The following is a 20,268-nucleotide window of genomic DNA, read 5'->3' as shown; positions in this document are numbered from 1 at the left end:
GCCCTACCAAAAGAATAGGAGCCCGCAACGCACCGCGACGTGGTCCTTGCGGGATCCTTCGGCAACCCTTGGCGATTCCTGAGCCCGGGCCGGTTCAGCCGGTTTTGGCACCGCCGACACTGGGGGAAACGTGCGTCCGCCACGTGTGTTCCGGCTCGAATCCCAGCAGCCGCCGCGCCTTGTCGATGGACAGCATGGTCTCGTGTTCGCCCAGGTCCTTGACCACCCTGACCCCGGGAAAACTTCCGCGGCAAGGCTTGCACTTGAGCGGCTCATGACAGTGTCCGCGTTGGCGATGATGAAGGCCTCGAATCCCGGCTTCCCGTTCTCCAGTGCCCGGGCCACCGCCTGGGCACCGTCCCGGCCGTCGATGTATCCCCAGAGGTTCCATTTCCGGAGTGTCGCGTCCGAGTCGAAGGAAGGAAACCTCTCGTAGTCCGCCACGTCCATGACGTTGGAAAACCGCAGCCCCACAATGCTCAGCTCCGGATCCCAGCGGGTCAGCTCCACCGCCATCTGCTCCTCCAGGTGCTTCACCAGGGAGTAGGTGCTTTCAGGCCGGGCGGGGTATTCCTCATCCACCGGAATGTACGGCGGGTCGACGTCGAACGGCAGTCCCAGCACGGTCTCGCTGGAGGCGTACACCACCTTCTTGATGCCGGCCCTGCGTGCCGCCTGGAACACGTTGTAGGTGGAAAGCATGTTGTTCTCGAACGTGGCGGCGTCAGGAATGATGCCCGGGGCAGGGATGGCGCCAAGGTGCACCACGGCGTCGAAACCTTCGTGCCTGTCATCCAGCCCCAGCAGGACATCCAGGACCTGGCCGTAGTTCCTCAGGTCCACCACCACCAGGCCGGGGCTGCGGCTGCCCTCACGGTCCAGGTTGAGGACCTGGTGGCCGTCCTCCGTGAGCCTGCGGACCACGTGCCGCCCGAGTTTTCCGCTACCGCCGGTTACCGCAATTCTCATCAGGTTTCCTTCATGTTTGTGGCTTTGCGCCAGGTTAGCCGCCAGGTCGGTCGGGGGTCAGTTGCCGCGGCGCGGCGTTCCAAGGAACTTCTCGACGGCGGCGATCGCCAGTCCGGTAATCTCACCGGGATCCCCGCTGCCGTTCACGGACACGAGGATTCCGCGACCGGCGTAGACCGAGACTACTTCATGCGTCTCGCGGTGATAGAGGTCCAGGCGGCGCCGGAACACCTCCACGGTGTCGTCCGTGCGCCCCTGGTCCGCCGCGCGCCGCCGCATCCGTTCTTCCAGCACGGCGTCCGGGGCGGACAATTCGATGACCGCGTCCAGGGCGTACCCCTGCGAGGCGAGCATGTTGTCCAGCTCCGTCACCTGGGGGGCTGTACGCGGATAGCCGTCCAGCAGGAACCCCGCCTGCAGGTCGCTCTCCAGGAGGCGGTCCTTGACCAGCGCGTTGGTGAGGTGGTCCGGGACAAAATCGCCGCCGTCGAGGTAGCTGGCAGCCTGGTTTCCCAGCTCCGTCTCCTGGCTGACGTTGCTTCGGAAGATTTCTCCGGTGGAGACTGCCGGGACGCCGAAGTGCCGTGCCAACTGTTCCGCCTGTGTGCCTTTGCCGGAACCCGGCGGGCCGATGATGAGCAGCCTGGTCATGTTCCTGTCCCACTTCCTGCCCCGTAGGGGCGTGCCGGCCGCCGCTTCGGGGCCCTGCCGCCGGGGCACCGGCGCCTGCTTCATTCTGCGGTAACTTCCCGGCAGGCGCCAGAGAACCCCGCCTTCACGCGTGTCAAAGTGACGCCGCCCCCAGCCGGAGGATGTATATACTTCTGGATATCGGTTTAGCAGCAGGCCGTTGGAGAGTTCTTCGATCCAGCGACCTTCATAACCTGCCGGCATTGCGGCGGGATGCTCGAAGGCGCCGGGTTGTCCTGAGCGAATGGCACCAAAAAACCGTGGCCAGCGAGTCAACAGCAAAACCCGATACATCCATAACCGAGCACCTGCATGAACTGGTCCTCAGCAGCCCTGACGTTGAGGACTTCCTTAATGAACTGGCACAGGTGTCGGCACGCAACCTTTCCGAGCCCGGCGACGAAATCATGTGCGCCATCACCCTGCTGCGGCAGCGCAAGGCCGCAACGGTGGCCAGCAGCAGCCCGGAGGCGAAGGCCATCGCGCAGCTTGAGTACGAGTTCAGCGAGACGCCCAGCCTGGCAGCTTCCACCACCCGGGAGACCATCAGCGTTCCGGACGCGCAGCATGACGGCCGCTGGCCTGAATACTCTTCTGCCGTCCTGGCCCAGGGCGTCCGTTCCGTCCTTGCCCTGCCCTTCCGGCTGGAGGGCGAAACAAAGGCGGCGCTGCTGCTGTACTCGCCCCGGCCGCGCCGCTTTGAGTCACGCATCCTTGAGTTCGCCGAGGACTTCGTGGGCCAGACGTCCCTTGCCCTGCGGCTTGCGGTCCGCTTTGCCCATTACAGCGAGACCGCGGCGAACCTCCGCGCCACCCTGGAATCACGCACCGTCATCGACATGGCCGTGGGCATCATCATGGCCCAGAACCGGTGCAGCCAGCACGACGCCTTCGAGATCCTGAAGACGGCGTCGAGCACCCGCAATTCAAAGCTGCATGACGTGGCCGCCGTTGTGGTCAATTCGCTGGGGCAGGGGCCTGCACGGACCCATTACGACGGATAGCTTTCACAGGCGGCACGGCAACAGTCAGCGCCTGGCTCGGCGACGCTCCCCGGCCCGACGCTCTCTCACTTAACGCGGCTTTTCACCCAACGGTCTCGCACTTCCGGCGACGGCGGACTCCCGCCGTCGCCGGAAGTTTCCCGTGTGCGCCTTACTTGGCGAGGAAACGCAGCAGCGCTTCGTTGACTTCGGCGGCGTGTGTCCACAGAAGGCCGTGCGGGGCACCTTCAACCTCCACGTATTCAGCGCTGGGCAGGGCCTTGGCGAACAGCCGGCCGGTGGAGTCGATGGGCAGGATGTTGTCCGCCGTGCCGTGGAGGATGAGTGCCGGAACGTCGATCTTCGGGATATCCGCGCGGAAATCGGTGAGCCAGGTGGGCTGGGCAGCGACAGATGCCGTTGCTCCGGCGCTGGCCGCAAGGTTCCAGCTGGCATTGACGGCTTCCTGGCTTAGTCGGGGCGTACCGAGGAACGTGTCACTGTTGTAGAAGTTCTTGAAGAAGCCGGTGAAGAAGGCGTACCGGTCAGCCGTGACGGATTCCTTCAGCCCGTCGAAGACCTCCTGTGGAACGCCGTCGGGGTTGTCCCCGGTCTTGAGCAGGAAGGGCTGAAGGGAACCAAGGAAGGCTGCCCGTGCCACCCGGGCGGAGCCGTAGGTGCCCAGGTATCGGGCCACCTCGCCGGTGCCCATGGAGAAGCCCACCAGGACGGCGTCATTCAGGTCCAGGGTTGTCAGTACGGTGTTGAGGTCCGCCGCGAACGTGTCGTAGTCGTAGCCCTCGGTGGTCTTGCTCGATTTCCCAAAGCCGCGGCGGTCATAGGTGATGACACGGTACCCGGCGCCCAGCAGGGCAGCGGCCTGCTTCTCCCAGGAGGAGCCGTCCAGGGGGTAGCCGTGGATCAGCACGACGGGCTGGCCGGAGCCGTGGTCTTCGTAGTAAAGCTCGATGTCAGTGCTGTTTTCGGTTCCAACGGTGATGAAAGCCATCGCGGCGGGTCCTTTCGAGACTGTGGGATCGATGCGGAGCGGGCCGCAGTGCAATGCCCGCGCAATACCCACTCTAGGACGGTCCGCCATCCAGTACAGCCCAACCGTGAGGCCCGGCTGGTGCCAGGTCCCGTTACGCTACCGCTTACTGGGAAGGTTGCGGAAGCTCGCAGTTGATCTGGGGGTTGGCTCCCATGTAGTTCAACGGGCCGGCGGCAATGGTGATGGCAATGGTGCCCGCCTCTGCGCAGTTTCCGGGCGCTCCCCCGAAGTAGCCCCGCTGCCAGGCAGCAACGCCGCCGATGATCAGCCAGATGACAATCAGTGCTCCGACAATCCGCATGAGTCCTCCATTGGCCACGGCGGCGGGTGTGGGTCAATTATGCGCCGTTGACCTCGAAAAATGCGAGAGCACGGGGAAACACAAATGCACCCCCGGTTCCAGGATGATCCGGAACCGGAGGTGCATGTCGATGCATTGCAAAGGTGTCGGGTCAGGCCTTGGCGGCCTTGCCGGGCAGGGCCAGCCTGAAGATCTTGCCCCAGGTTGAGCCAACCTGCTTCAGCAGCGGTCCGGTGGTGTAGTTCAGACCGTAGCGCTGGCAGATTTCACGGACCTTGGGCGCCACCTCGGCGTACCGGTTGGAAGGCAGGTCCGGGAAGAGGTGGTGCTCGATCTGGTGCGAGAGGTTACCGGTCATGATGTGCATGAACTTTGACCCGGAGATGTTGGCGGAGCCGATCATCTGGCGGATGTACCAGTCGCCGCGGGTTTCGCCTTCGGCCATTTCCTCCGTGAAGGTGTCAGTGCCTTCGGGGAAGTGGCCGCAGAAGATGACCGCGTGGGCCCAGACGTTGCGGACGGCATTGGCTGTCAGGGTTCCGTAGAGCGCCTGCTTGCCGGAGCCGGTCAGCATGGCCACCGCGGGGGTTGCGGCATAGTCCTTGGTGAACTGGGTGACAACCTTCTTGCCAAGGGCCTTGAGGTCCTTGAGCAGCGCTTCCTTGGACTTCTTGCCTTCCTGGTACTCGGTCAGCTCAAGGTCATAGATGGCGATGCCCCACTCGAAAAGGGGAGCCAGGATCGCGTTGTACAGCGGGTTGCCCAGGTTGAAGGGCTTCCACGGCTGGTTCTCGTCCATGCGCAGGAGGTTGTATCCGACGTCGTTGTCCTTGCCCACCACGTTGGTCCAGCGGTGGTGGAGGTCGTTGTGGGTGTGCTGCCAGGAGCGCGACGGCGTGACGAAGTCCCATTCCCAGGTGGTGGAGTGGATGTCCGGGTCCCGCATCCAGTCCCACTGGCCGTGCAGGACGTTGTGCCCGATCTCCATGTTTTCCAGGATCTTGGCCAGGCTCAGCAGCGTGGTGCCGGTGACCCAGGCTGCCTTGTTCTTGCTGACCAGCAGCGCGGCACGGCCCGAAATCTCCAGGCCGCGCTGGATCTTGATCACGCGGCGGATGTAGGCGGCGTCCGACGCCCCGCGCTTGGCCAGGATCTCGTCGCGGATGGCGTCCAGTTCGCGCCCGAGTTCCGCCACTTGTTCATCACTCAGGTGGGCGGCGGCCGGCGGCCGCACCGTGGGGCTGCCGGATTCGGCCAGCTTCCCGGGGCGCGTCCTGCTTCCCGCCGCAGGTTTCTCCTGGTTGGAGGCATCTCCGGCGGTGGTTTTGCTGGGTGTAACTACAGACATACCGTTGTGCTCCTCAGATTTCGAGGTTGACGGGTCCGGCGGCTGCCGAGACACACGTTTGGATCAATTGGCCGGGCTCGCCATGGATTTCCCCGGTGCGGAGGTCGCGGACCTGTCCGGCCAGGAGGGGTGTGAGGCAGCTGTGGCAAATGCCCATCCGGCAACCGCTGGGCATCAGCACGCCGGCGTCCTCACCGACGTCCAGAATGGGGGTGTCGCCGTCGGCTTCCACTTCCCGATCAGACGCTTCAAAGGTGACCAGGCCGCCGTCGTGCCCCACGCCGGCATTGAACGTGGTGTTGAACCGTTCAATCATGAGGTTCCCGGGGTCACCGGCCACCGCGACGTCCGAGCCCGGAGCTGCGGTAGTCAGCGCCGCCCGCTTCCAGAGGGCTTCGGCGTCGTCCAGGAAGCTGTCCGGACCGCAGGCATACGCCGCGCGTTCCTTCCAGTCCGGGCAGATCTCGTCCAGCTGGTCGGTGTTGGTGAGGTCCATCCGGCCTTGTTCGCCGGTGTACCAGTGGGCCAGCCGGAAGTTGGGGAACTGGTCCGCGAGCTCGGCAAGTTCCTCGCGGAACAGGCTGTCCCCGGGCGTGCGGGCCGAGTGGACCAGCACGACGTCGGCATCCGGACGCCGCGGAACAAGGGTGCGGATCATGGACATCACCGGAGTGATGCCGCTGCCCGCCGTGACCATCAGCAGGGGCCGGGGGTGCTCGGGAAGCACGAAGTCGCCCTGCGGCGGGGCAAGGAACAGGACGTCGCCCGGACGGGTGGTGCGCACCAGCGTGCCGGAGACTGCGCCGACGTCCGTGACGGTGATAGCCGGGTCCTTGCCTGCCGGGGCGCTCAGGGAGTAGGACCGCCAGTGGCGGACGCCATCGAGTTCGACGCCGATGCGCGCCCACTGGCCTGCCAGGTGGGAGTGCCAACCGCGGCCGGGCCGGAAAAAGATCGTGGCGGACTGCGCGGTCTCCTGGACCACGCGCGTAACCACGCCGCGAAGCTGCCGGGCAGAATAGACGGGGTTGAACAGCGCGAGGATATCCTCCGGCGCCAAGGGCGTGGTGAGGACAGAGGCCGCCTGGGCCAGCTGACGTAGCCGGATCATAGGGTAAAGCCTAAAACGGCGCGGGCCATATTTCTCTCTCTTCGTTATATGACCGTTCCGCAGTCACGCTGTAATAATGAGGGCGCTAAGCCCCCAAAGCCGCACTATAAGTCTAACGGCTGCGGTGTGCAGAAGGTTCCCCAGTCTTCACTAAGCATACTTAGTTTACCCTCACCGCGTGTGGGCAGGCGGATATTTACGGGGAAGACGGCAAGGTTACGGCCGGCAGCTACGGGTCAGGGGCGTGCCGCCTGCCAGCCAAGTGCCGGTGCGATATACCGGGCGACGTTGCCCAAAAGCTTGGCGTTGAAGTCCACGCCCAGCTGGTTGGGGACAGTGAGCAGGAGGGTGTCCGCGGCCTGCACCGCGGTGTCGGCAGCCAACTGCTCCGCCAGGACGTCCGGTGCGCCTGCATAGCTTTTCCCGAACCTGGCAGTAAGCCCGTCGATGATTCCCACCTGGTCCCGGCTGTCGCGCAGGGCGCTGCCGGCAAAGTACATGTTGTCCTCGGCGTCCACGATGGGGAGGACACTGCGGCTCACCGAAACCCGCGGCCGGCGGGCATGGCCTGCTGCGGCCCAGGCATCCCTGAACAGCTGGATCTGCTCGGCCTGCAGTTCGTGGAAGGGAACACCGGTATCTTCAGTGAGCAGGGTGGAACTCATCAGGTTCATGCCGAGATCCGCGGCCCAGACCGCCGTCTTCCTGGTTCCGGCTCCCCACCAAATGCGCTCCGCGAGCCCCGGCGACTGGGGCTGGACGGGCAGCAGTCCCCTGGTTCCGCCTGCATACCGCGGGTCCGCTTCCGCCACACCGGCGCCGGTGATTGCCTTACGGAAGAGGGCGGTGTGCCGGCGGGCCATGTCGGCGTCGGTCTCCCCAGCTTCGGGCACGTGCCCGAAAGCTGCCGCACCCTGGCGGGCGGGCTCGGGTGAACCACGGCTGATGCCGAGCTGAAGCCTGCCGCCGCTGATCAGGTCTGTGGCTGCGGCCTCCTCGGCCATGTAGAGGGGGGTTTCGTACCGCATGTCAATGACGCCGGTACCGATCTCGATCCTGCTGGTCCGGGCGGCTATCGCGGAAAGCAGCGGGAACGGCGAGGCCTGCTGCCGGGCGAAGTGGTGCACGCGGAAGAACGCCCCGTCCAGCCCAAGCTCTTCCGCGGCCACCGAAAGGTCAATGGCCTGGAGGAGGGCGTCGCCGGCGGTCCTGGTGCGGGAGCCCTGTCCGGGACCCCAGTGGCCGAAGGAAAGAAATCCGATGCGCTCCATACCTGCCCCAACTGCACGGACACCGCGGGCATTCCCGACGGTCCGGACTGCCCTGGGCCTATTCCGTGCTGCCGCCCAGTGAAGCCCGGCGGCGTGGCTAGACTGGCAGCGTGACCAACAGCGACCAGCCCGCCAGCGCTTCCGTCCCGCCGTCGCGCGGGAAAATCGCCGAGCGCCTGTTGCCGGGCGGAGAAGAACCTGACCCGCGGTTCACCCTCGCCAACGAACGCACCTTCCTTGCATGGATCCGCACGTCGCTCGCACTGCTGGCCGGAGGGATCGCCATCGAGGCATTCACCGCCGGCCTCTTCCTGGAACCGGTCCGCAAGGGTTTGGCGGTGCTGCTGCTCCTGCTGGGAATGCTGCTGAGTGCGGGATCAGCCGTGCGGTGGCTCCGGGTGGAGCGCAGCATGCGGAACAACGCGCCGCTTCCGCTGCCGCTCGTTGTCCCGCTGTTGGCCGGGGCAGGCGCGCTGGCGGCCGCCGTCGTCCTCATCTTTGTCCTCTGGCGCTGACCAGGTGGCGGCGTCCCGCACCGCCGGCGGCCATGGCGACCCGGGCCTGCAGCCGGAGCGGACCTCGCTCGCCTGGGGCCGGACCATGCTGGCCCTGGTGACGGTCAGCGCCATCTTCCTGCGCTGGCTCCCGCAGCACGGGCTCCCCATCCTGATGCTGTTCGCCGTCTCATCCGCCGCAGCGCTGGCCATCTACCTGACCCAACGCCGCCGGTACCGTGTCCGGTCCCGGGGACTCTCCAGGGAACGGCTCGACGCCGACATCACCGCGGTGCTTTGGACGGCTTTCGCAGGGGTCGCCTTGGGCTGCCTGGGCATTGGCGTTGTCCTTGCCGGCTGAAGCTGCGGCGCAGGACCCCTAGAACATCGGCAGGACAAAGCCGGCAAGCAAGGCCACAGCGCCGATGGCGGTGAGGCAGCGGCCCAACACGGATGCTGTCCTCCCTGCTTCTTCCGGCGCCGTGGTCTGCCACTGGGTGGGGCGCTTGGGGTGATAGTAGATGGGGAGGGTGTCGCCCACCGCCAGGTCCCTGATGTCATGGGGCGACATGGGCGCGTGGTGCACCTGGTATTTGCGGTCGAACCACCGAAAGCCCACCCCTGTGGTGTCGGAATACACCACGGCCTCGGCTACTGCCCAGGGATGAACGAAGCGGCGGAGGAACCCGGTATAGAAGAGCAATCCGAGCCCTGCGGGCAGGCACAACCAGGTGAGCATCTCGAGGATTGGACCTGCCATATCAAGCACAGTGGGCATGATTCCGATGGTACAGGCGTACGCTGGGGGAAAACCGTTCCGGCCTAAGGGGTAGACATGAACGATGAAGATCTCCTCACGCGCATCCGGTCCCTTGTGGAAGAGGAGCACTCCCTTCGCGAGGCCTCCGGAGACGGCCAGATGCCGGACAAGGCGCGGCTGAAGCAGGTGGAAGAAAGCCTGGACCAATGCTGGGACCTGTTGCGCCAGCGCAGGGCCAAAGCCGGTTCCGGCGAGGACCCCGATGACGCCGAAGTCCGTCCGGTCAACGAAGTCGAGGGCTACAAGCAGTAGCTGCACGGCATCGTTGCACCCGTGCCGCTCCCCGCCGTGAAGAGATTGGAGTTCCATGCGCCTTGCAGTCGCGCAGATCATCAGCAGCGCTGACCCCGCAGCCAACCTGGAGCTGATCCGGGACTACGCTGCACAGGCCAAGGCCGCCGGCGCCGAGCTGGTGGTGTTCCCCGAGGCCGCCATGCGCGCCTTTGGCCATTCCCTCCGAGATGTCGCTGAGCCGCTGGACGGCCCGTGGGCCGGGGAAGTCCGGGCCATTTCCAGGGAACTGGGCATAGCGATCGTGGCCGGGATGTTCACCCCCGGAAAGGACGGCCGGGTCCGCAACACCCTCCTGGTCACCGGCCCCGGGCTGGACACTTCATACGACAAGGTGCACCTCTTCGACGCCTTCGGTTTCGCCGAATCCAGGACAGTGGACGCGGGCCAGGCTCCGGTGACCTTTGAACTTAATGGCACGGTGTTCGGACTTGCCACCTGCTACGACGTCCGCTTTCCCGCCCTTTTCACCGCCAACGCCCGCCGGGGAGCACAGGTCAACATCGTGTGCGCGTCGTGGGGCGCCGGCGAGGGCAAGGCGGAGCAGTGGGACCTCCTGGTGCGGGCACGGGCCTTGGACAGCACCACCTTCGTGGTTGCCTGCGGCCAGGGCGATCCCGAAACCATAGGCGCCGGCCCTGCAGGCACAGCCCCCACGGGCATCGGCCACAGCGCCGTAATCACTCCCTTCGGCACCGCCGTGGCAACTCTGGGCGGAAAGCCGGAACTCGCCGTCGTCGATATCGACCCGTCCCTGGTGGACGATGTGCGCAGCAAGCTTCCGGTGTTGGCCAACGCCCGTCAGTTCTAAGCGGGGCTTTTCAGCGCGCCGGTGCGGTGAGCTTCCGTTCACCGCGCCGTAATCTCCCCATTTCCAGCGTGCGACGGCGCTTCTCACCTTCCGCATCCGGCCCGCCCTTTTACCGCGCGGCCTGCGGAGCAAAGCCCGGCGGCCCCGCCCCCTTCGGGATGGCGGCTGTTTACACAGCCGAAACATAACGGACACGGGGACTTCACACACCGGCCGTTTCTGTAACGCGGACGCAACTTTGAGGCGCATTTCCCGAAACACAAAACGCGAAAGATGGACTGCGGGGGAAATGCGAGGGCCTGGAAGAGTGCCCCGCTTCGAGGCGCAACGCGAAGGGACCCGCAGGTGGAGATTTCTGCCCAACATGTCTGGCTGATGATTTCAGCCGCGATGGTACTGCTGATGACGCCCGGGCTTGGCCTTTTCTATGGCGGCATGACGCGGGCCAAGGCCGCGCTGAACATGATCATGATGAGCTTCATCTCCGCCGGGATCGTCGGGGTTGTCTGGGTCCTGTGGGGCTACTCCATGACAACGGGCGACGGCGTGCTGGGCCTCTTCGGCAACCCGTTCGCCAACTTCGGCCTGCAGAACCTCATGGGTTCCCCCGACCTGATCAAGGCCGGATACAGCGCCACCTTCGCCATCATCACTGTTGCCCTGATCAGTGGCGCCATTGCGGACCGCGCCAAGTTCGGCGCCTGGGCCCTGTTCGTCCCCGTATGGATCACAGTTGTGTACTGCCCGCTCGCCTACATGGTGTGGGGCGGCGGGCTGATGAGCTCCGGCGGCGCAGTCACCGCCGTGTTCGGCCAGGTCATCGACTTCGCCGGCGGCGCCGTGGTGGAGATCAGCTCCGGAACGGCCGCCTTGGTCCTGGCCCTGATCGTGGGACAGCGCCACGGGTTCGCGAAAGACCCCAACCACCGCCCGCACAACGTCCCCTTCATCATGCTGGGCGCCGCCATCCTGTGGTTTGGCTGGTTCGGCTTCAACGGCGGCGCCGCAACAACGGCGGAACAGGCCGGCCTCATCTGGGTGAACACGCTGGTTGCTCCCGCCGCGGCCATGCTGAGCTGGCTGGTGACGGAGAAGCTCCGCCACGGCCACCCCACCTCCCTCGGCGCGGCGTCCGGCGTGGTGGCCGGGCTTGTGGCCATCACGCCGTCCTGCGCCAACATCAGCCCGCTGGCTGCCGTGGGCCTGGGCCTGGTGGCGGGAGCTGCCTGCGCGGTCTTCGTGGACCTCAAGTACCGGTTCGGCCTGGATGACTCCCTGGACGTGGTGGGCGTCCACCTCGGCGCCGGGCTCATCGGAACCCTCGCGCTGGGCTTCATCGCCCTCCCGGCAGACGGCCTGGGCGGCGGCCTCTTCTACGGCGGCGGCGTCCAGCAGCTCATCGCGCAGACCGCGGCCGTCGTGATCACCCTGCTGCTTTCCGGCGTCGGAACCCTTGTCATTGGCCGTGCCATCAACAAGGCCATCGGCTTCCGGGTCAGCCACGAGGCGGAAACTGCGGGTGTGGACCTGGCCGAACATGCCGAGAGCGCCTATGCGTTCGGGGAGATAGGAGCGGGCTTCAATCCGCTGCCGCACACCGCATCCCCCTTCCCTGCCGCAGCGTCCGCCGCTGGCATGTCCGCCGACGCGGAGTCCGGCGCGGCTGCACAGCACCGCAAGGAAGACTCTTTCGCCTGATCAGTCAGCCAGGATCTTGTACAGCGCCCGGCGGGTCTCATCCATCTTTTCCATAGCGGCGGCGCGCTGTTCCTCGGTGACCCCGCTGCGGAACTGGTGAATGGCGCCCATCAGCTTCCCGATGCTCTGGTGGAAGTCCCGATCCGGACTGTCCTGCCCGGCGTTCCAGGCGTTTTCCATCTCCTCTGCATGCTCGGCAACGTAGGCCCGGCCCGCGTCGGTTAGGGTGAACTCCGTCCCGCGGCCCTCACTGAGCGCTGAGATCAGGTCCTCGTCAACGAGTTGCTGAAGGGTTGGATAAATGGACCCGGGGCTGGGCCGCCACGCTCCCCCCGTCTTTTCGGCGATCGTCTTGATCAATCCGTAACCGTTCGAGGGCGCTTCCGCCAGGAGCGAGAGGATGGCGGCACGGACATCGCCCCTGCTGGCCCTTCGCGGGCTTCGGCCCAGCCCCGGACCGAAGCCAGGGCCAAATCCCGGCCCGAATCCCGGGCCGAAGCCTGGTCCAAAGCCTGGTCCAAAGCCGGGGCCAAACCCGCCACCCCGGTGCCCGTGCGGCCCCCTCCGGCCCCGCCCGCGCTCAAACCGTCCCCTGCCGAATTCCGGCCCTGGAAACCTTCCTTCAGGAATGCCTTTCATGCCATCCTCCTCTTGCTTCCGTAGTCTTCGCTGGATTTATCAGCGATAGTTAACGATATGTCGCTATCTATCGACCGGTCAAGGGGTTCAAGAGTGACCAAATCCTGATCTCCGAGGTGTGGATCGCCCCCTCCCACCGGCGTAGTCTTTTGGCACCCCCTAGGCTTGAGGGCTGAAGAATGGCGACGAAGAGGAAGCGCGGGCGCGGTTTCAGCCTTGCCTTGGGAAGGTTCCTCGGGTTCCTGGCAACGAGTGCCCTGTGCGGCGTCCTGGCCGCCAGCCTGGTGGTTCCGGCCGTGGCGGCCGCTGGCCTCGGCGTCAGCAACTCCATTGGCTTTTTCGACAGCCTGCCGGAAGAACTGACAGTCCAGCCGCCGTCGCAATCCACCAAGGTCCTCACCTCCGACGGCCAGCCGATCGCCATCTTCTATGCGGAGAACCGCGTCAGGATCCCCCTGGACCAGATGTCGCCCTATATCAGGGGTGCCATCGTCGCGATTGAGGACAGCAGGTTCTACGAGCATGCCGGCATTGATCCCCAAGGGATCGTGCGGGCCTTGGTATCGAACCTGACCAAGGGCAGCCAGCAGGGCGCCTCCACCATCACGCAGCAATATGTCACCAACGTGATAAATGAGGCCCGCCTCTCGGAGAACAGGCCGGATGAAGTGATCCTGAGCGGGCAAAAGAACGTCGGCGACAAGCTGCGCGAGATGAAACTGGCCATTGCGCTGGAGAAGAAGTTCACCAAGGAGCAGATCCTCGAGGGATACCTGAACATTGTGTTCTTCAACAGCGACGCCTACGGCATCGAGGCAGCCTCGCACTACTTCTTCAGCACCACCGCCAAGGACCTCAGCCTTCCGCAGGCAGCCCTGCTGGCCGGACTGGTCAACAGCCCGACGTTCTACAACCCGGCGGTCAACCCTGACAAGTCGATTGTCCGCCGGAACCAGGTGCTCTCGGAGATGCTCCGCCAAGGCATGATCACCCAGGCCCAGCACGACGAAGCCGTGGCTACGCCCATTGAACTTAAAATCAGCCCGGAACGGCAAGGTTGCGCCAACGCCTCGATGGCGCCCTATTTCTGCGACTACATCTCGCATCTCATCCTGAACAACCCTGCCTACGGGGCGAGCCTGATGGAACGGCAGAGGAAGCTGTACCGTGGGGGCCTCACCATCGTCACTACCCTGGACAGCAGGCTCCAGGCTGCCGCCCAGGCGCAGGTGGACGGTACGGCCGGGCCCAATCCGGACCGGTGGGGTGCGGCACTGGTGACGGTACAGCCCGGTACCGGCAAGATCCTGGCCATGGCCCAGAACACCGTGTTCCTTCCCGAACCGGGGAAGTTCGACACGCAACTGAACTTCAACGTGGACGCCAAGGATCCGCAGGGGAACGACCTGAACGGAGCCGGCGGTTTCCAGCCCGGGTCCACCATGAAGCCGTTCACCTTTGCCGAGTGGCTCAACGAGGGCAAGTCGCTGACAGCGGAAGTGGACGCGTCCCGGCGCGTGTATCCGCTGGGATTCCCTTGGAGGTCCAGTTGCGGAAAGGTGCTGGGCGCCTACAGCACCGCCCAGAATAACCCGGAGCTGGGCGCCGCTGATGACTTGCAGAACGCCGAGGAGGGCTTCTACCGGAAGATGCCCATCAATTACGGGCTCTACAACTCGATCAACACTGCCACGTTTGCGACAGCCGCACAGCTGGATTTCTGTGGCATCCAGAAGATGGTGGACGCTGTGGGCCTCCACAGCGGACTCGACGGGACCCCGATCAACATGCACCAGCTGGGCAACCTCCTGGGCGCGATCGGAGTTGCTCCCCTTCATCTGGCCAATGCCTTTGCCACTTTTGCCAACGACGGCCGCTATTGCACACCGATTGCGCTGGCGGACGTCAAGGACGCAACCGGCGGTAACCTGCCTGCCCAGACGGTCGAGTGCCGGGACGCAGTGAAGCCGGACGTGGCCCGCGGCGTCAACAGTGTGTTGCAGGACGTGCTTAAGAAGGGCTCGGGCGTCTGGATCAACCCCAAAACCCATGACAAGTTCCCTGTGGCGGCCAAGACGGGCACCTCGAACACCAACGGGTCCACGTGGATCGTCGGCTACACCACCGGCCTGGCCACCGCGTCCTTCTTCGGTGACGCACTTGAGGGGCAGAAGCGAGCCGGGCAGAACGTCACCATCAACGGAACCTTCTACCCCCGCCTTGACGGCTACATGATCGCCGGACCCCAATGGGCCTACTACATGCTTAACGTGGTGCCGCTCTATCCCGCCGGCCCGTTCCCGCCTCCTCCGCCATCGATGATTGGCCCGAGCCCCTCGCCGAGCCCGCGGCCGTAAGCACCGGGCCATTCGCGTGGGAATTACGACGACGGCGCTTCCCGCCGTCCGGAATGCGCCATGCCGTGCCCGGCAGCGGCGGCGCGGCGGACCGGGAAGAAGCAAGCCGCTAGCCGGTCCCCTTCCACAGCCGCTGCCACCACGAGTGCCGCGGTTCCGGTTCCGGCGGCGCCTCTACGGGACGGGCGGCACGGCGTTCGCGCCACCGCGCCACCGCTTCGTCCACGTCACGGGTCTTGGTGACCACCGGCGGGCCACCCTGGAGCTGGCGCCGGGCATCGATGACCCGCCGGTTGAAGTCCTGCAGGATGTCCCGTACCTGCTGCTCGGTGTACTGGGCATCCAGCCGGGCATCAAGCTCCGCATCCTCGCTACGGAGCAGGATCGCGGCGGGGCCGAGCCCGCTGAGGTTCTCCCGCTGGATGAGCCCTTTGACCCACCAGTCGGGATCGTACCGCTCCCCCAGCCCCGGAATCGGTTTGCCCGCGTATTTGAGGTTGTCGAATTTGCCCTGGGCCATGGCATCGCGGACCAGGTATTCCGCCCGGGCGGCGTCGCTCACTTTCTTGCGCTTCTCGCGTTCCTGCGCTTCGAGGGCGTCGAGCGCGGCTTCTTCCTCGGCGCTGATTCCGGCTCCGCGGTAGGACCGGACCTCAGCGGCGCGTTCCAGGCGCCTCCGGATATCCTTCGCACCGCCGCTCACCGCTGCCACCGCCTCGCCTGGGAATGCTGCTTCCTTCCAGTATTCAGAAGCTTTTCGCCCTGTTCAACGCCTGCCGGGCGCAGCCAGCCCGTGGACAAAGGAAAGCGTACGACGCCGGAACGTCCCGCCGTCGTACGCTCTCCCGAGTGCCGCGAGGCTTAGCCGGCGTTGGCATGCTCGGCCAGGATCGCGTCGATCTGGCCCAAAGCCTCCTTCATGCCCTCCTCCATGCCCATCTTGACCATCTCTTCCATCTGTTCTTCGGAATCGAAGATAGACATGATGGTCATGCGGGTGCGGCCGCCGATGTCCTCCAGGTCTACCGCGGCATGGGCACTGCCCATGGCATCCAAGGGCGCTCCGGTTTCGTCAGCGAAGCCGTCATCGAATTCGAGCTTCCGCGGCGGCTCGATGGTCCTGAATTTCCACCACCCTCGGGGCTTCTCGCCTTCCGGGGTGGTCATGTAATACCCGGCCTTCCCGCCGGGCTGGAAGTCGAACCGGTCAAACGTGGCCGGATAGTTGGGCGGACCCCACCAGCGCTCCAGCTGGCGCGGGTCTTCCCAGATCTGCCAGACGCGCTCGACGCCGGCGTCGAACTCCGCCACGAGCGTGAGGCTGAGGGCCTCGAGATTCTTGGTGGAACTGATAACAGGCATTGCGCAACCTTCCTATCCTTCAGCCAGAATGTCCGCGATCCGGTCGACGCGCTGCCGCCAGATCGCCTCGTACTCATCGAGCAGCCGCCGGGCTTTTTGCAGGCCTTCATGGTTACCCCGCACCATCTGCTCCCTTCCGCGCTTTTCCTTGGTGACCAGGGACGCGCGCTCCAGCACCGCCACATGCTTCTGGACGGCGGCGAAGCTCATGTCGTAGAGGGCAGCAAGGCCGGAGACGGAATACTCCCCGGCTGTTACGCGGCGGACAATGTCCCGCCGGGTGGCGTCCGCCAGCGCCTGGAACAGGCGATCGACGTCCGCATCACTGAGCTGATCTACAACCATTTGGTTGTACGATAGCCCCGCGGGACCCCGGTGTCAATGGAAGCCGGGACCCCGTTCACTTTGCGCCGCAAAGCCCCTGCATCCGGGTATCTTGAAGGCCATGAGCATCTTCCTGGCGGGCGCCGGTCCCGACCCTGCAGCCTTCCCCGAGTTGTTCGACCGCTTCGTCCGTGACGTCCAGGAACACAGCGGCGGGGAAGGTCCCGTCCGGATTGCCGCGGCGCTACACCACCGCAGCGGGAACCCTGAGGAAGCCCTGCCGGAGTACGCGGAACCACTCCTCGCCCGCGCACCGGTTGAGCTGGTGCCGGTCCTGCTCAGTTCGGCGTATCCGGCGGATCCGGCCGTATTCGACGGCGTCCACGGCGTGGTGGTGGGCGGCGGGCTGACGCCGGCCTACTGGGATGGGCTCAGCGCCGCGGCGGCCGCCATCTCACGGGTGGTTGGCGCCGGTACGCCGTACCTCGGCTTTTCCGCGGGGGCCATGGTGGCGCCCCGCAGGGCACTGATAGGGGGTCATCTGATTCACGGCGTCGAAGTGTGCGGCGGGGAATGCTCGGAGGGCCTGGCGGAAGTCGAGATCCGGGACGGACTGGGCCTGGCCCCGTTCGCCGTGGATGTGCATGCGGCCCAGGCGGGCACGCTCAGCCGGGCCGTGGGTGCCGTGGCCGGAGGCCTGGTGGACAGGGCTGTAGCGATCGATGAGGACACCGCCCTGGTCCTGGCGGCACCGGAAAATGACGGCTTTGAGGTGCTGGGCAGGGGCACTTGCTGGGACGTCCGCAGGTCCGGGACAGGCTGCAGCGTCTCCGTCCTGCGTGCGGCCTGAGTAGCGGGACGGCAGGCTGCGGGCAGCCCTTAGGCGTCGAAGTGCGTCTGGACGCTGTCGCCGCTTAGTTGTTCAATGAGTTCCGCTGCGACGTCCCGCAGCTTCCTGTTGCGGTTGCTGGAGACTTTGGTGAGGATGTCCATCGCTTCTGCCTGGGAACACCGGTTCTGGGCCATGATGACTCCGCAAGCCAGATTGATCGCGGTCCTGCTTTGCATGGCCGCTTCCAGGTTGTCCGCCCGGCTTTGCGCAGTATCGAGGCGGACCGAGAGGTGGAGCGTGTTGTGCGCCGCTGCAGCGAAGCCCAGGGCCTTGTCGTAGACATTGGCCGTGAACATGCCCGGCTTCGACGCAAAGAAATTCAAGGCAACGCTGGCCTCGTCGCTGATCTCCAGCGGCACGCCCAGGGAACTGCGGACGTTTGCTTCCGCCAGCTGTCGGGTCAGCTCCGGCCACCGGGAGTCCGTGGCAACATCGTCCACGATCACCGGGGACATCTCCCGCAGCGCTTTGATGCACGGACCGTCCCCCACGGCCTGCTCAACCTGGTCCAGTTCGACTGCGCGCTGGCTGCTGCCGGCCACGGTAGTGGGCTTTCGCCGCAGTTTGAGGGTGACTGCACATTCGACGTGGTCCCCCGCAACGTCAGAGACAGATGCTGCAGCCAGGCCGGCGAGTCCGGTGAGGAACTCAACAACGTTTTCTGCGCCCACCAGGATGCTCTGAAGCTCTTCTATCTGTTCTCTATCCGGTGAACTCGACATGGGCCCATCTTACTGTCCCGCCTGCTGTCGGGCAGCAGGCATTCCGCCTCCGGAAACCCCAGGCTGCGCGGACCACAGCTGAAGGTGGGGCTCGCCCGGCCACGGGAAATGCCTGATACCGGAAGGGAAGACCTCCGGGGCTTGGCTCTATGCTGAGAGTATGGCGCAGCGACTTCCCCTTGACGAGCTCAGCACTGTCGTTGCTCGGATTCAAGGGCTGCTGCTGACGGAGGAAAAGGCCACTACGGCTGTCCGGCTCCTGGCCCAGGCCGCCAAGGAGTCGGTTGCCGGCACCATAGGGGCCGGCGTCTCGCTCATGGACGCCCGCGGGCGCCGCACCAGCAGCGGCTATACCGACGGGATTGTGAGCCAGGCGGATGCCATCCAGTACGAGTGCGGGGAAGGACCCTGCCTGACCGCGTGGGCGGCAGAGGAACCCGTGCTGGTCAGGGACCTGGAAGGTGAGTCCCGGTGGCCCGAGTGGCGGAAGGCCGTCAGGGGGCTGCCCATAGCGTCAGTGGTCAGCGCTCCCCTGATCGCCGGCCGTGAATCCCTCGGCGCATTGAAGTTGTACGCCGCCGCCCCCGGCGTCTATGACGCATCCAGCGCGGCCCTGCTCCAGCTCTTCGCGGCCCCGGCAGCCACGTTGCTTGCCCACATCCAGGCCAGCGAGGCTCCGCACCGAATGACCGAGGGCCTGCAGGCATCCCTCTACACGCGGGACCTGGTGAACCGCGCCTGCGGAGTGCTGATGGAGCGATCCGGCCTGACCCATGAAGCTGCCCTGCAGCAGCTGATGAAATTTGCCCGCAGCGAGAACACAGCATTGCAGCACGTCAGCGAACGCGTCCTCGCCGGGACGCTGCCTCCCGGAGCCTAGGACCTGCAAATGGGCTTTGATCCCAACGAACCGGAACAGCGGCGCCGGCTCCGGGCAGCCATGAAGGCAGCGGATATCCCGGTGTCAGAGCTGTGGCTGAAATACTTCAGCCTGTCGGGAGACGCAGGGGAATATGAGGTGGAAGCCTATCTTCAGGGGCTCCTTTCCCTGCCCCCGGTCCAGCGCGACCTGTTGGCGCTGGCGGCAAACGAACTGATTGACGATCTCCCGCGGCCACGGGCGCCCTACTCTGACGACTTCGACAGCGGCCCCGCTTCCGGCGTTCCCGACTCGGCAGGCGAGGGGCAGCCAGGCACCGAAGACAGCACCAGCCGGCAACCGGACCGGGACGAGTAGCCCCATCGGCCGCCGCGTATCAATAGCTCCCGCAGGGGCGTAATGTCAGTAGTAGGAGATCTTCGGGACAGAAACGCTCCGGAGGTTGAACACTCGGGCCAGCCAGCGTAGAGAGCAGCGGCCGCCAACCAGAGGACGGGCTTCTGGTGCACCCAGGGATCGAGGCCTAATGGCCAAGGAAAGCACGCTCACCGCTTCAGACCAGATGCAGGACCTGCTGCTCGAAAGTCCGGGTTTCCCTGAATTCCTCCTGGGACTGGCCACCCTTTCCGCATCCATGGCGGGTGCCGACGGTCAAGTCACGTGCACCATCACACTGGAGCGGGACGGCGGATTGTCAACAGTTGCCAGCAGCAGCGAAGAGGGCCGGCGGCTGGACGAAACCCAGTATTCGTTCGGCGAGGGCCCCTGCCTCACCGCAGCCCGGCTCCAGCGCCTCGTGTGGGTTCCGGACCTGGCGGGTGACGAGCGCTGGAGCGCCTATGCCGAGGCGGCAGCCCAGGAGGGCGTCCGGTCCGTCCTTGCTGTCCCCATTTCCACAGACGCGTCATCACGGGCGAGCCTTAACTGCTACGCAGGGACGACCAGTGCATTCAATGAGGGCACCGTGGTCCTCCTGGAGCAGCATGCAGCATCCATGTCCAGGGTCCTCCGCATCGCGCTGCGTCTTCATGGGGCGGACGTCCACCCTGAGCACCTCAGGGCGGCCCTCAAATCCAGGGCAACTGTGGACGCGGCCGTGTCCCTCATCATGCTCCAGCACAGGGGCGGGCGGGACGGCGCCCTGGAGATCCTCCGCCTGGCGGCGAAATCCAGCAACCGCAAAATCCACGTGATCGCCCAGAACATCGTGCGAGGAGCCGAGCTCCCTGCACTCCCCAATGACCGAGTGTAGGG

At 65.4% G+C, this 20,268-nt stretch carries 23 protein-coding genes and 1 pseudogene; 11 read left to right on the top strand and 13 right to left on the bottom strand.

Annotated features, from left to right (window positions below):
• Nucleotides 1-94: 94 nt before the first annotated feature.
• Nucleotides 95-969: pseudogene (locus GK109_RS13105) on the bottom strand (NAD-dependent epimerase/dehydratase family protein).
• 57 nt (nucleotides 970-1,026) lie between these two features.
• On the bottom strand, nucleotides 1,027-1,620 hold the full coding sequence (locus GK109_RS13100; protein ID WP_157241013.1) for an adenylate kinase: 594 nt from the start codon (nucleotides 1,618-1,620) through the stop codon (nucleotides 1,027-1,029).
• Nucleotides 1,621-1,919: 299 nt separating this feature from the next.
• Here GK109_RS13100 and GK109_RS13095 point away from each other — a divergent pair, with 299 nt between their 5' ends.
• Nucleotides 1,920-2,663 (top strand): GAF and ANTAR domain-containing protein, encoded by a 744-nt coding sequence (locus tag GK109_RS13095; protein WP_323058052.1) that lies wholly within the window; start codon nucleotides 1,920-1,922, stop codon nucleotides 2,661-2,663.
• 151 nt (nucleotides 2,664-2,814) lie between these two features.
• On the opposite strand, the gene GK109_RS13090 is transcribed toward GK109_RS13095, so the two are convergent.
• The 5 genes from GK109_RS13090 to GK109_RS13070 form a co-directional block, all read right to left on the bottom strand.
• A complete protein-coding gene (locus GK109_RS13090) occupies nucleotides 2,815-3,651 on the bottom strand; it encodes an alpha/beta fold hydrolase (protein WP_157241012.1) in 837 nt (278 codons plus the stop codon).
• A 145-nt stretch (nucleotides 3,652-3,796) separates the two neighbouring features.
• Entirely contained in the window at nucleotides 3,797-3,994 is a 198-nt protein-coding gene (locus GK109_RS13085; protein ID WP_104999076.1) for a hypothetical protein, read from the bottom strand.
• A gap of 151 nt (nucleotides 3,995-4,145) precedes the next feature.
• Complete coding sequence (locus GK109_RS13080; RefSeq protein ID WP_157241009.1) at nucleotides 4,146-5,342, bottom strand: acyl-CoA desaturase; 1,197 nt, start codon at nucleotides 5,340-5,342, stop codon at nucleotides 4,146-4,148.
• A gap of 13 nt (nucleotides 5,343-5,355) precedes the next feature.
• Nucleotides 5,356-6,453 carry a ferredoxin reductase gene (locus GK109_RS13075; RefSeq protein ID WP_157241007.1) on the bottom strand — a complete coding sequence of 366 codons (1,098 nt, stop codon included), beginning with the start codon at nucleotides 6,451-6,453 and terminating at the stop codon, nucleotides 5,356-5,358.
• 236 nt (nucleotides 6,454-6,689) lie between these two features.
• Entirely contained in the window at nucleotides 6,690-7,724 is a 1,035-nt protein-coding gene (locus GK109_RS13070; RefSeq protein WP_157241006.1) for an LLM class flavin-dependent oxidoreductase, read from the bottom strand.
• A 110-nt stretch (nucleotides 7,725-7,834) separates the two neighbouring features.
• On the opposite strand from GK109_RS13070, the gene GK109_RS13065 reads away from it, so the two are divergent.
• A complete protein-coding gene (locus tag GK109_RS13065; protein ID WP_321214433.1) occupies nucleotides 7,835-8,239 on the top strand; it encodes a DUF202 domain-containing protein in 405 nt (134 codons plus the stop codon).
• Nucleotides 8,223-8,579, top strand: coding sequence for a DUF202 domain-containing protein (locus tag GK109_RS13060; RefSeq protein WP_157241003.1), 357 nt, complete (start codon nucleotides 8,223-8,225; stop codon nucleotides 8,577-8,579). The genes GK109_RS13065 and GK109_RS13060 overlap by 17 nt, the downstream gene beginning before the upstream one ends.
• An 18-nt stretch (nucleotides 8,580-8,597) precedes the next feature.
• On the opposite strand, the gene GK109_RS13055 is transcribed toward GK109_RS13060, so the two are convergent.
• Nucleotides 8,598-8,996 (bottom strand): hypothetical protein, encoded by a 399-nt coding sequence (locus tag GK109_RS13055; RefSeq protein ID WP_157241000.1) that lies wholly within the window; start codon nucleotides 8,994-8,996, stop codon nucleotides 8,598-8,600.
• A gap of 57 nt (nucleotides 8,997-9,053) precedes the next feature.
• Between GK109_RS13055 and GK109_RS13050 the strand changes: the two genes are divergently transcribed.
• The 3 genes from GK109_RS13050 to GK109_RS13040 all read left to right on the top strand — a co-directional run bounded on the left by GK109_RS13050 (nucleotide 9,054) and on the right by GK109_RS13040 (nucleotide 11,838).
• A complete protein-coding gene (locus GK109_RS13050) occupies nucleotides 9,054-9,290 on the top strand; it encodes a DUF2630 family protein (protein ID WP_104999083.1) in 237 nt (78 codons plus the stop codon).
• Between the two features lie 55 nt (nucleotides 9,291-9,345).
• The gene (locus GK109_RS13045) at nucleotides 9,346-10,140 is read left to right on the top strand and encodes a carbon-nitrogen hydrolase family protein (RefSeq protein ID WP_157240998.1); all 795 of its coding nucleotides are present in this window, start codon (nucleotides 9,346-9,348) and stop codon (nucleotides 10,138-10,140) included.
• 345 nt (nucleotides 10,141-10,485) lie between these two features.
• The gene (locus GK109_RS13040; RefSeq protein WP_321214435.1) at nucleotides 10,486-11,838 is read left to right on the top strand and encodes an ammonium transporter; all 1,353 of its coding nucleotides are present in this window, start codon (nucleotides 10,486-10,488) and stop codon (nucleotides 11,836-11,838) included.
• Here GK109_RS13040 and GK109_RS13035 read toward each other — a convergent pair whose 3' ends face one another.
• Nucleotides 11,839-12,477, bottom strand: coding sequence for a PadR family transcriptional regulator (locus GK109_RS13035; protein ID WP_157240996.1), 639 nt, complete (start codon nucleotides 12,475-12,477; stop codon nucleotides 11,839-11,841).
• A 179-nt stretch (nucleotides 12,478-12,656) separates the two neighbouring features.
• Between GK109_RS13035 and GK109_RS13030 the strand changes: the two genes are divergently transcribed.
• Nucleotides 12,657-14,834, top strand: a complete 2,178-nt coding sequence (locus GK109_RS13030; RefSeq protein WP_157240995.1) for a transglycosylase domain-containing protein — start codon at nucleotides 12,657-12,659, stop codon at nucleotides 14,832-14,834.
• Between the two features lie 109 nt (nucleotides 14,835-14,943).
• Here GK109_RS13030 and GK109_RS13025 read toward each other — a convergent pair whose 3' ends face one another.
• From GK109_RS13025 to GK109_RS13015, 3 genes are all read right to left on the bottom strand, one after another.
• A complete protein-coding gene (locus GK109_RS13025; protein ID WP_370460782.1) occupies nucleotides 14,944-15,537 on the bottom strand; it encodes a DUF1992 domain-containing protein in 594 nt (197 codons plus the stop codon).
• A gap of 158 nt (nucleotides 15,538-15,695) precedes the next feature.
• On the bottom strand, nucleotides 15,696-16,196 hold the full coding sequence (locus tag GK109_RS13020; protein WP_157240993.1) for an SRPBCC domain-containing protein: 501 nt from the start codon (nucleotides 16,194-16,196) through the stop codon (nucleotides 15,696-15,698).
• A gap of 12 nt (nucleotides 16,197-16,208) precedes the next feature.
• Nucleotides 16,209-16,541, bottom strand: a complete 333-nt coding sequence (locus tag GK109_RS13015) for a metalloregulator ArsR/SmtB family transcription factor (protein ID WP_157240991.1) — start codon at nucleotides 16,539-16,541, stop codon at nucleotides 16,209-16,211.
• 100 nt (nucleotides 16,542-16,641) lie between these two features.
• On the opposite strand from GK109_RS13015, the gene GK109_RS13010 reads away from it, so the two are divergent.
• Entirely contained in the window at nucleotides 16,642-17,370 is a 729-nt protein-coding gene (locus GK109_RS13010) for a hypothetical protein (protein WP_157240989.1), read from the top strand.
• Between the two features lie 29 nt (nucleotides 17,371-17,399).
• Here GK109_RS13010 and GK109_RS13005 read toward each other — a convergent pair whose 3' ends face one another.
• On the bottom strand, nucleotides 17,400-18,134 hold the full coding sequence (locus GK109_RS13005) for a GAF and ANTAR domain-containing protein (RefSeq protein WP_157240987.1): 735 nt from the start codon (nucleotides 18,132-18,134) through the stop codon (nucleotides 17,400-17,402).
• 160 nt (nucleotides 18,135-18,294) lie between these two features.
• Between GK109_RS13005 and GK109_RS13000 the strand changes: the two genes are divergently transcribed.
• From GK109_RS13000 to GK109_RS12990, 3 genes are all read left to right on the top strand, one after another.
• Nucleotides 18,295-19,014, top strand: a complete 720-nt coding sequence (locus GK109_RS13000) for a GAF and ANTAR domain-containing protein (RefSeq protein WP_157240985.1) — start codon at nucleotides 18,295-18,297, stop codon at nucleotides 19,012-19,014.
• Between the two features lie 9 nt (nucleotides 19,015-19,023).
• The gene (locus tag GK109_RS12995; protein WP_157240983.1) at nucleotides 19,024-19,371 is read left to right on the top strand and encodes a hypothetical protein; all 348 of its coding nucleotides are present in this window, start codon (nucleotides 19,024-19,026) and stop codon (nucleotides 19,369-19,371) included.
• A 169-nt stretch (nucleotides 19,372-19,540) separates the two neighbouring features.
• Complete coding sequence (locus GK109_RS12990; RefSeq protein ID WP_157240981.1) at nucleotides 19,541-20,266, top strand: GAF and ANTAR domain-containing protein; 726 nt, start codon at nucleotides 19,541-19,543, stop codon at nucleotides 20,264-20,266.
• The last annotated feature ends 2 nt before the right edge of the window (nucleotides 20,267-20,268 follow it).

Source organism: Pseudarthrobacter sp. GA104, from assembly GCF_009741265.1.
Lineage (GTDB): Bacteria > Actinomycetota > Actinomycetes > Actinomycetales > Micrococcaceae > Arthrobacter.
The sequence above is the reverse complement of the archived record's forward strand: the minus strand, read 5'-3'. Positions and strand labels throughout refer to the sequence as shown.

Bases quoted from the DNA above. Each gene is read 5' to 3' on its own strand.
- GK109_RS13100 (WP_157241013.1), bottom strand. From the start codon at position 1,620: ATGACCAGGCTGCTCATCATCGGCCCGCCGGGTTCCGGCAAAGGCACA.
- GK109_RS13090 (WP_157241012.1), bottom strand. From the start codon at position 3,651: ATGGCTTTCATCACCGTTGGAACCGAAAACAGCACTGACATCGAGCTT.
- GK109_RS13085 (WP_104999076.1), bottom strand. From the start codon at position 3,994: ATGCGGATTGTCGGAGCACTGATTGTCATCTGGCTGATCATCGGCGGC.
- GK109_RS13080 (WP_157241009.1), bottom strand. From the start codon at position 5,342: ATGTCTGTAGTTACACCCAGCAAAACCACCGCCGGAGATGCCTCCAAC.
- GK109_RS13075 (WP_157241007.1), bottom strand. From the start codon at position 6,453: ATGATCCGGCTACGTCAGCTGGCCCAGGCGGCCTCTGTCCTCACCACG.
- GK109_RS13070 (WP_157241006.1), bottom strand. From the start codon at position 7,724: ATGGAGCGCATCGGATTTCTTTCCTTCGGCCACTGGGGTCCCGGACAG.
- GK109_RS13055 (WP_157241000.1), bottom strand. From the start codon at position 8,996: ATGCCCACTGTGCTTGATATGGCAGGTCCAATCCTCGAGATGCTCACC.
- GK109_RS13050 (WP_104999083.1), top strand. From the start codon at position 9,054: ATGAACGATGAAGATCTCCTCACGCGCATCCGGTCCCTTGTGGAAGAG.
- GK109_RS13045 (WP_157240998.1), top strand. From the start codon at position 9,346: ATGCGCCTTGCAGTCGCGCAGATCATCAGCAGCGCTGACCCCGCAGCC.
- GK109_RS13035 (WP_157240996.1), bottom strand. From the start codon at position 12,477: ATGAAAGGCATTCCTGAAGGAAGGTTTCCAGGGCCGGAATTCGGCAGG.
- GK109_RS13030 (WP_157240995.1), top strand. From the start codon at position 12,657: ATGGCGACGAAGAGGAAGCGCGGGCGCGGTTTCAGCCTTGCCTTGGGA.
- GK109_RS13020 (WP_157240993.1), bottom strand. From the start codon at position 16,196: ATGCCTGTTATCAGTTCCACCAAGAATCTCGAGGCCCTCAGCCTCACG.
- GK109_RS13015 (WP_157240991.1), bottom strand. From the start codon at position 16,541: ATGGTTGTAGATCAGCTCAGTGATGCGGACGTCGATCGCCTGTTCCAG.
- GK109_RS13010 (WP_157240989.1), top strand. From the start codon at position 16,642: ATGAGCATCTTCCTGGCGGGCGCCGGTCCCGACCCTGCAGCCTTCCCC.
- GK109_RS13005 (WP_157240987.1), bottom strand. From the start codon at position 18,134: ATGTCGAGTTCACCGGATAGAGAACAGATAGAAGAGCTTCAGAGCATC.
- GK109_RS13000 (WP_157240985.1), top strand. From the start codon at position 18,295: ATGGCGCAGCGACTTCCCCTTGACGAGCTCAGCACTGTCGTTGCTCGG.
- GK109_RS12995 (WP_157240983.1), top strand. From the start codon at position 19,024: ATGGGCTTTGATCCCAACGAACCGGAACAGCGGCGCCGGCTCCGGGCA.
- GK109_RS12990 (WP_157240981.1), top strand. From the start codon at position 19,541: ATGGCCAAGGAAAGCACGCTCACCGCTTCAGACCAGATGCAGGACCTG.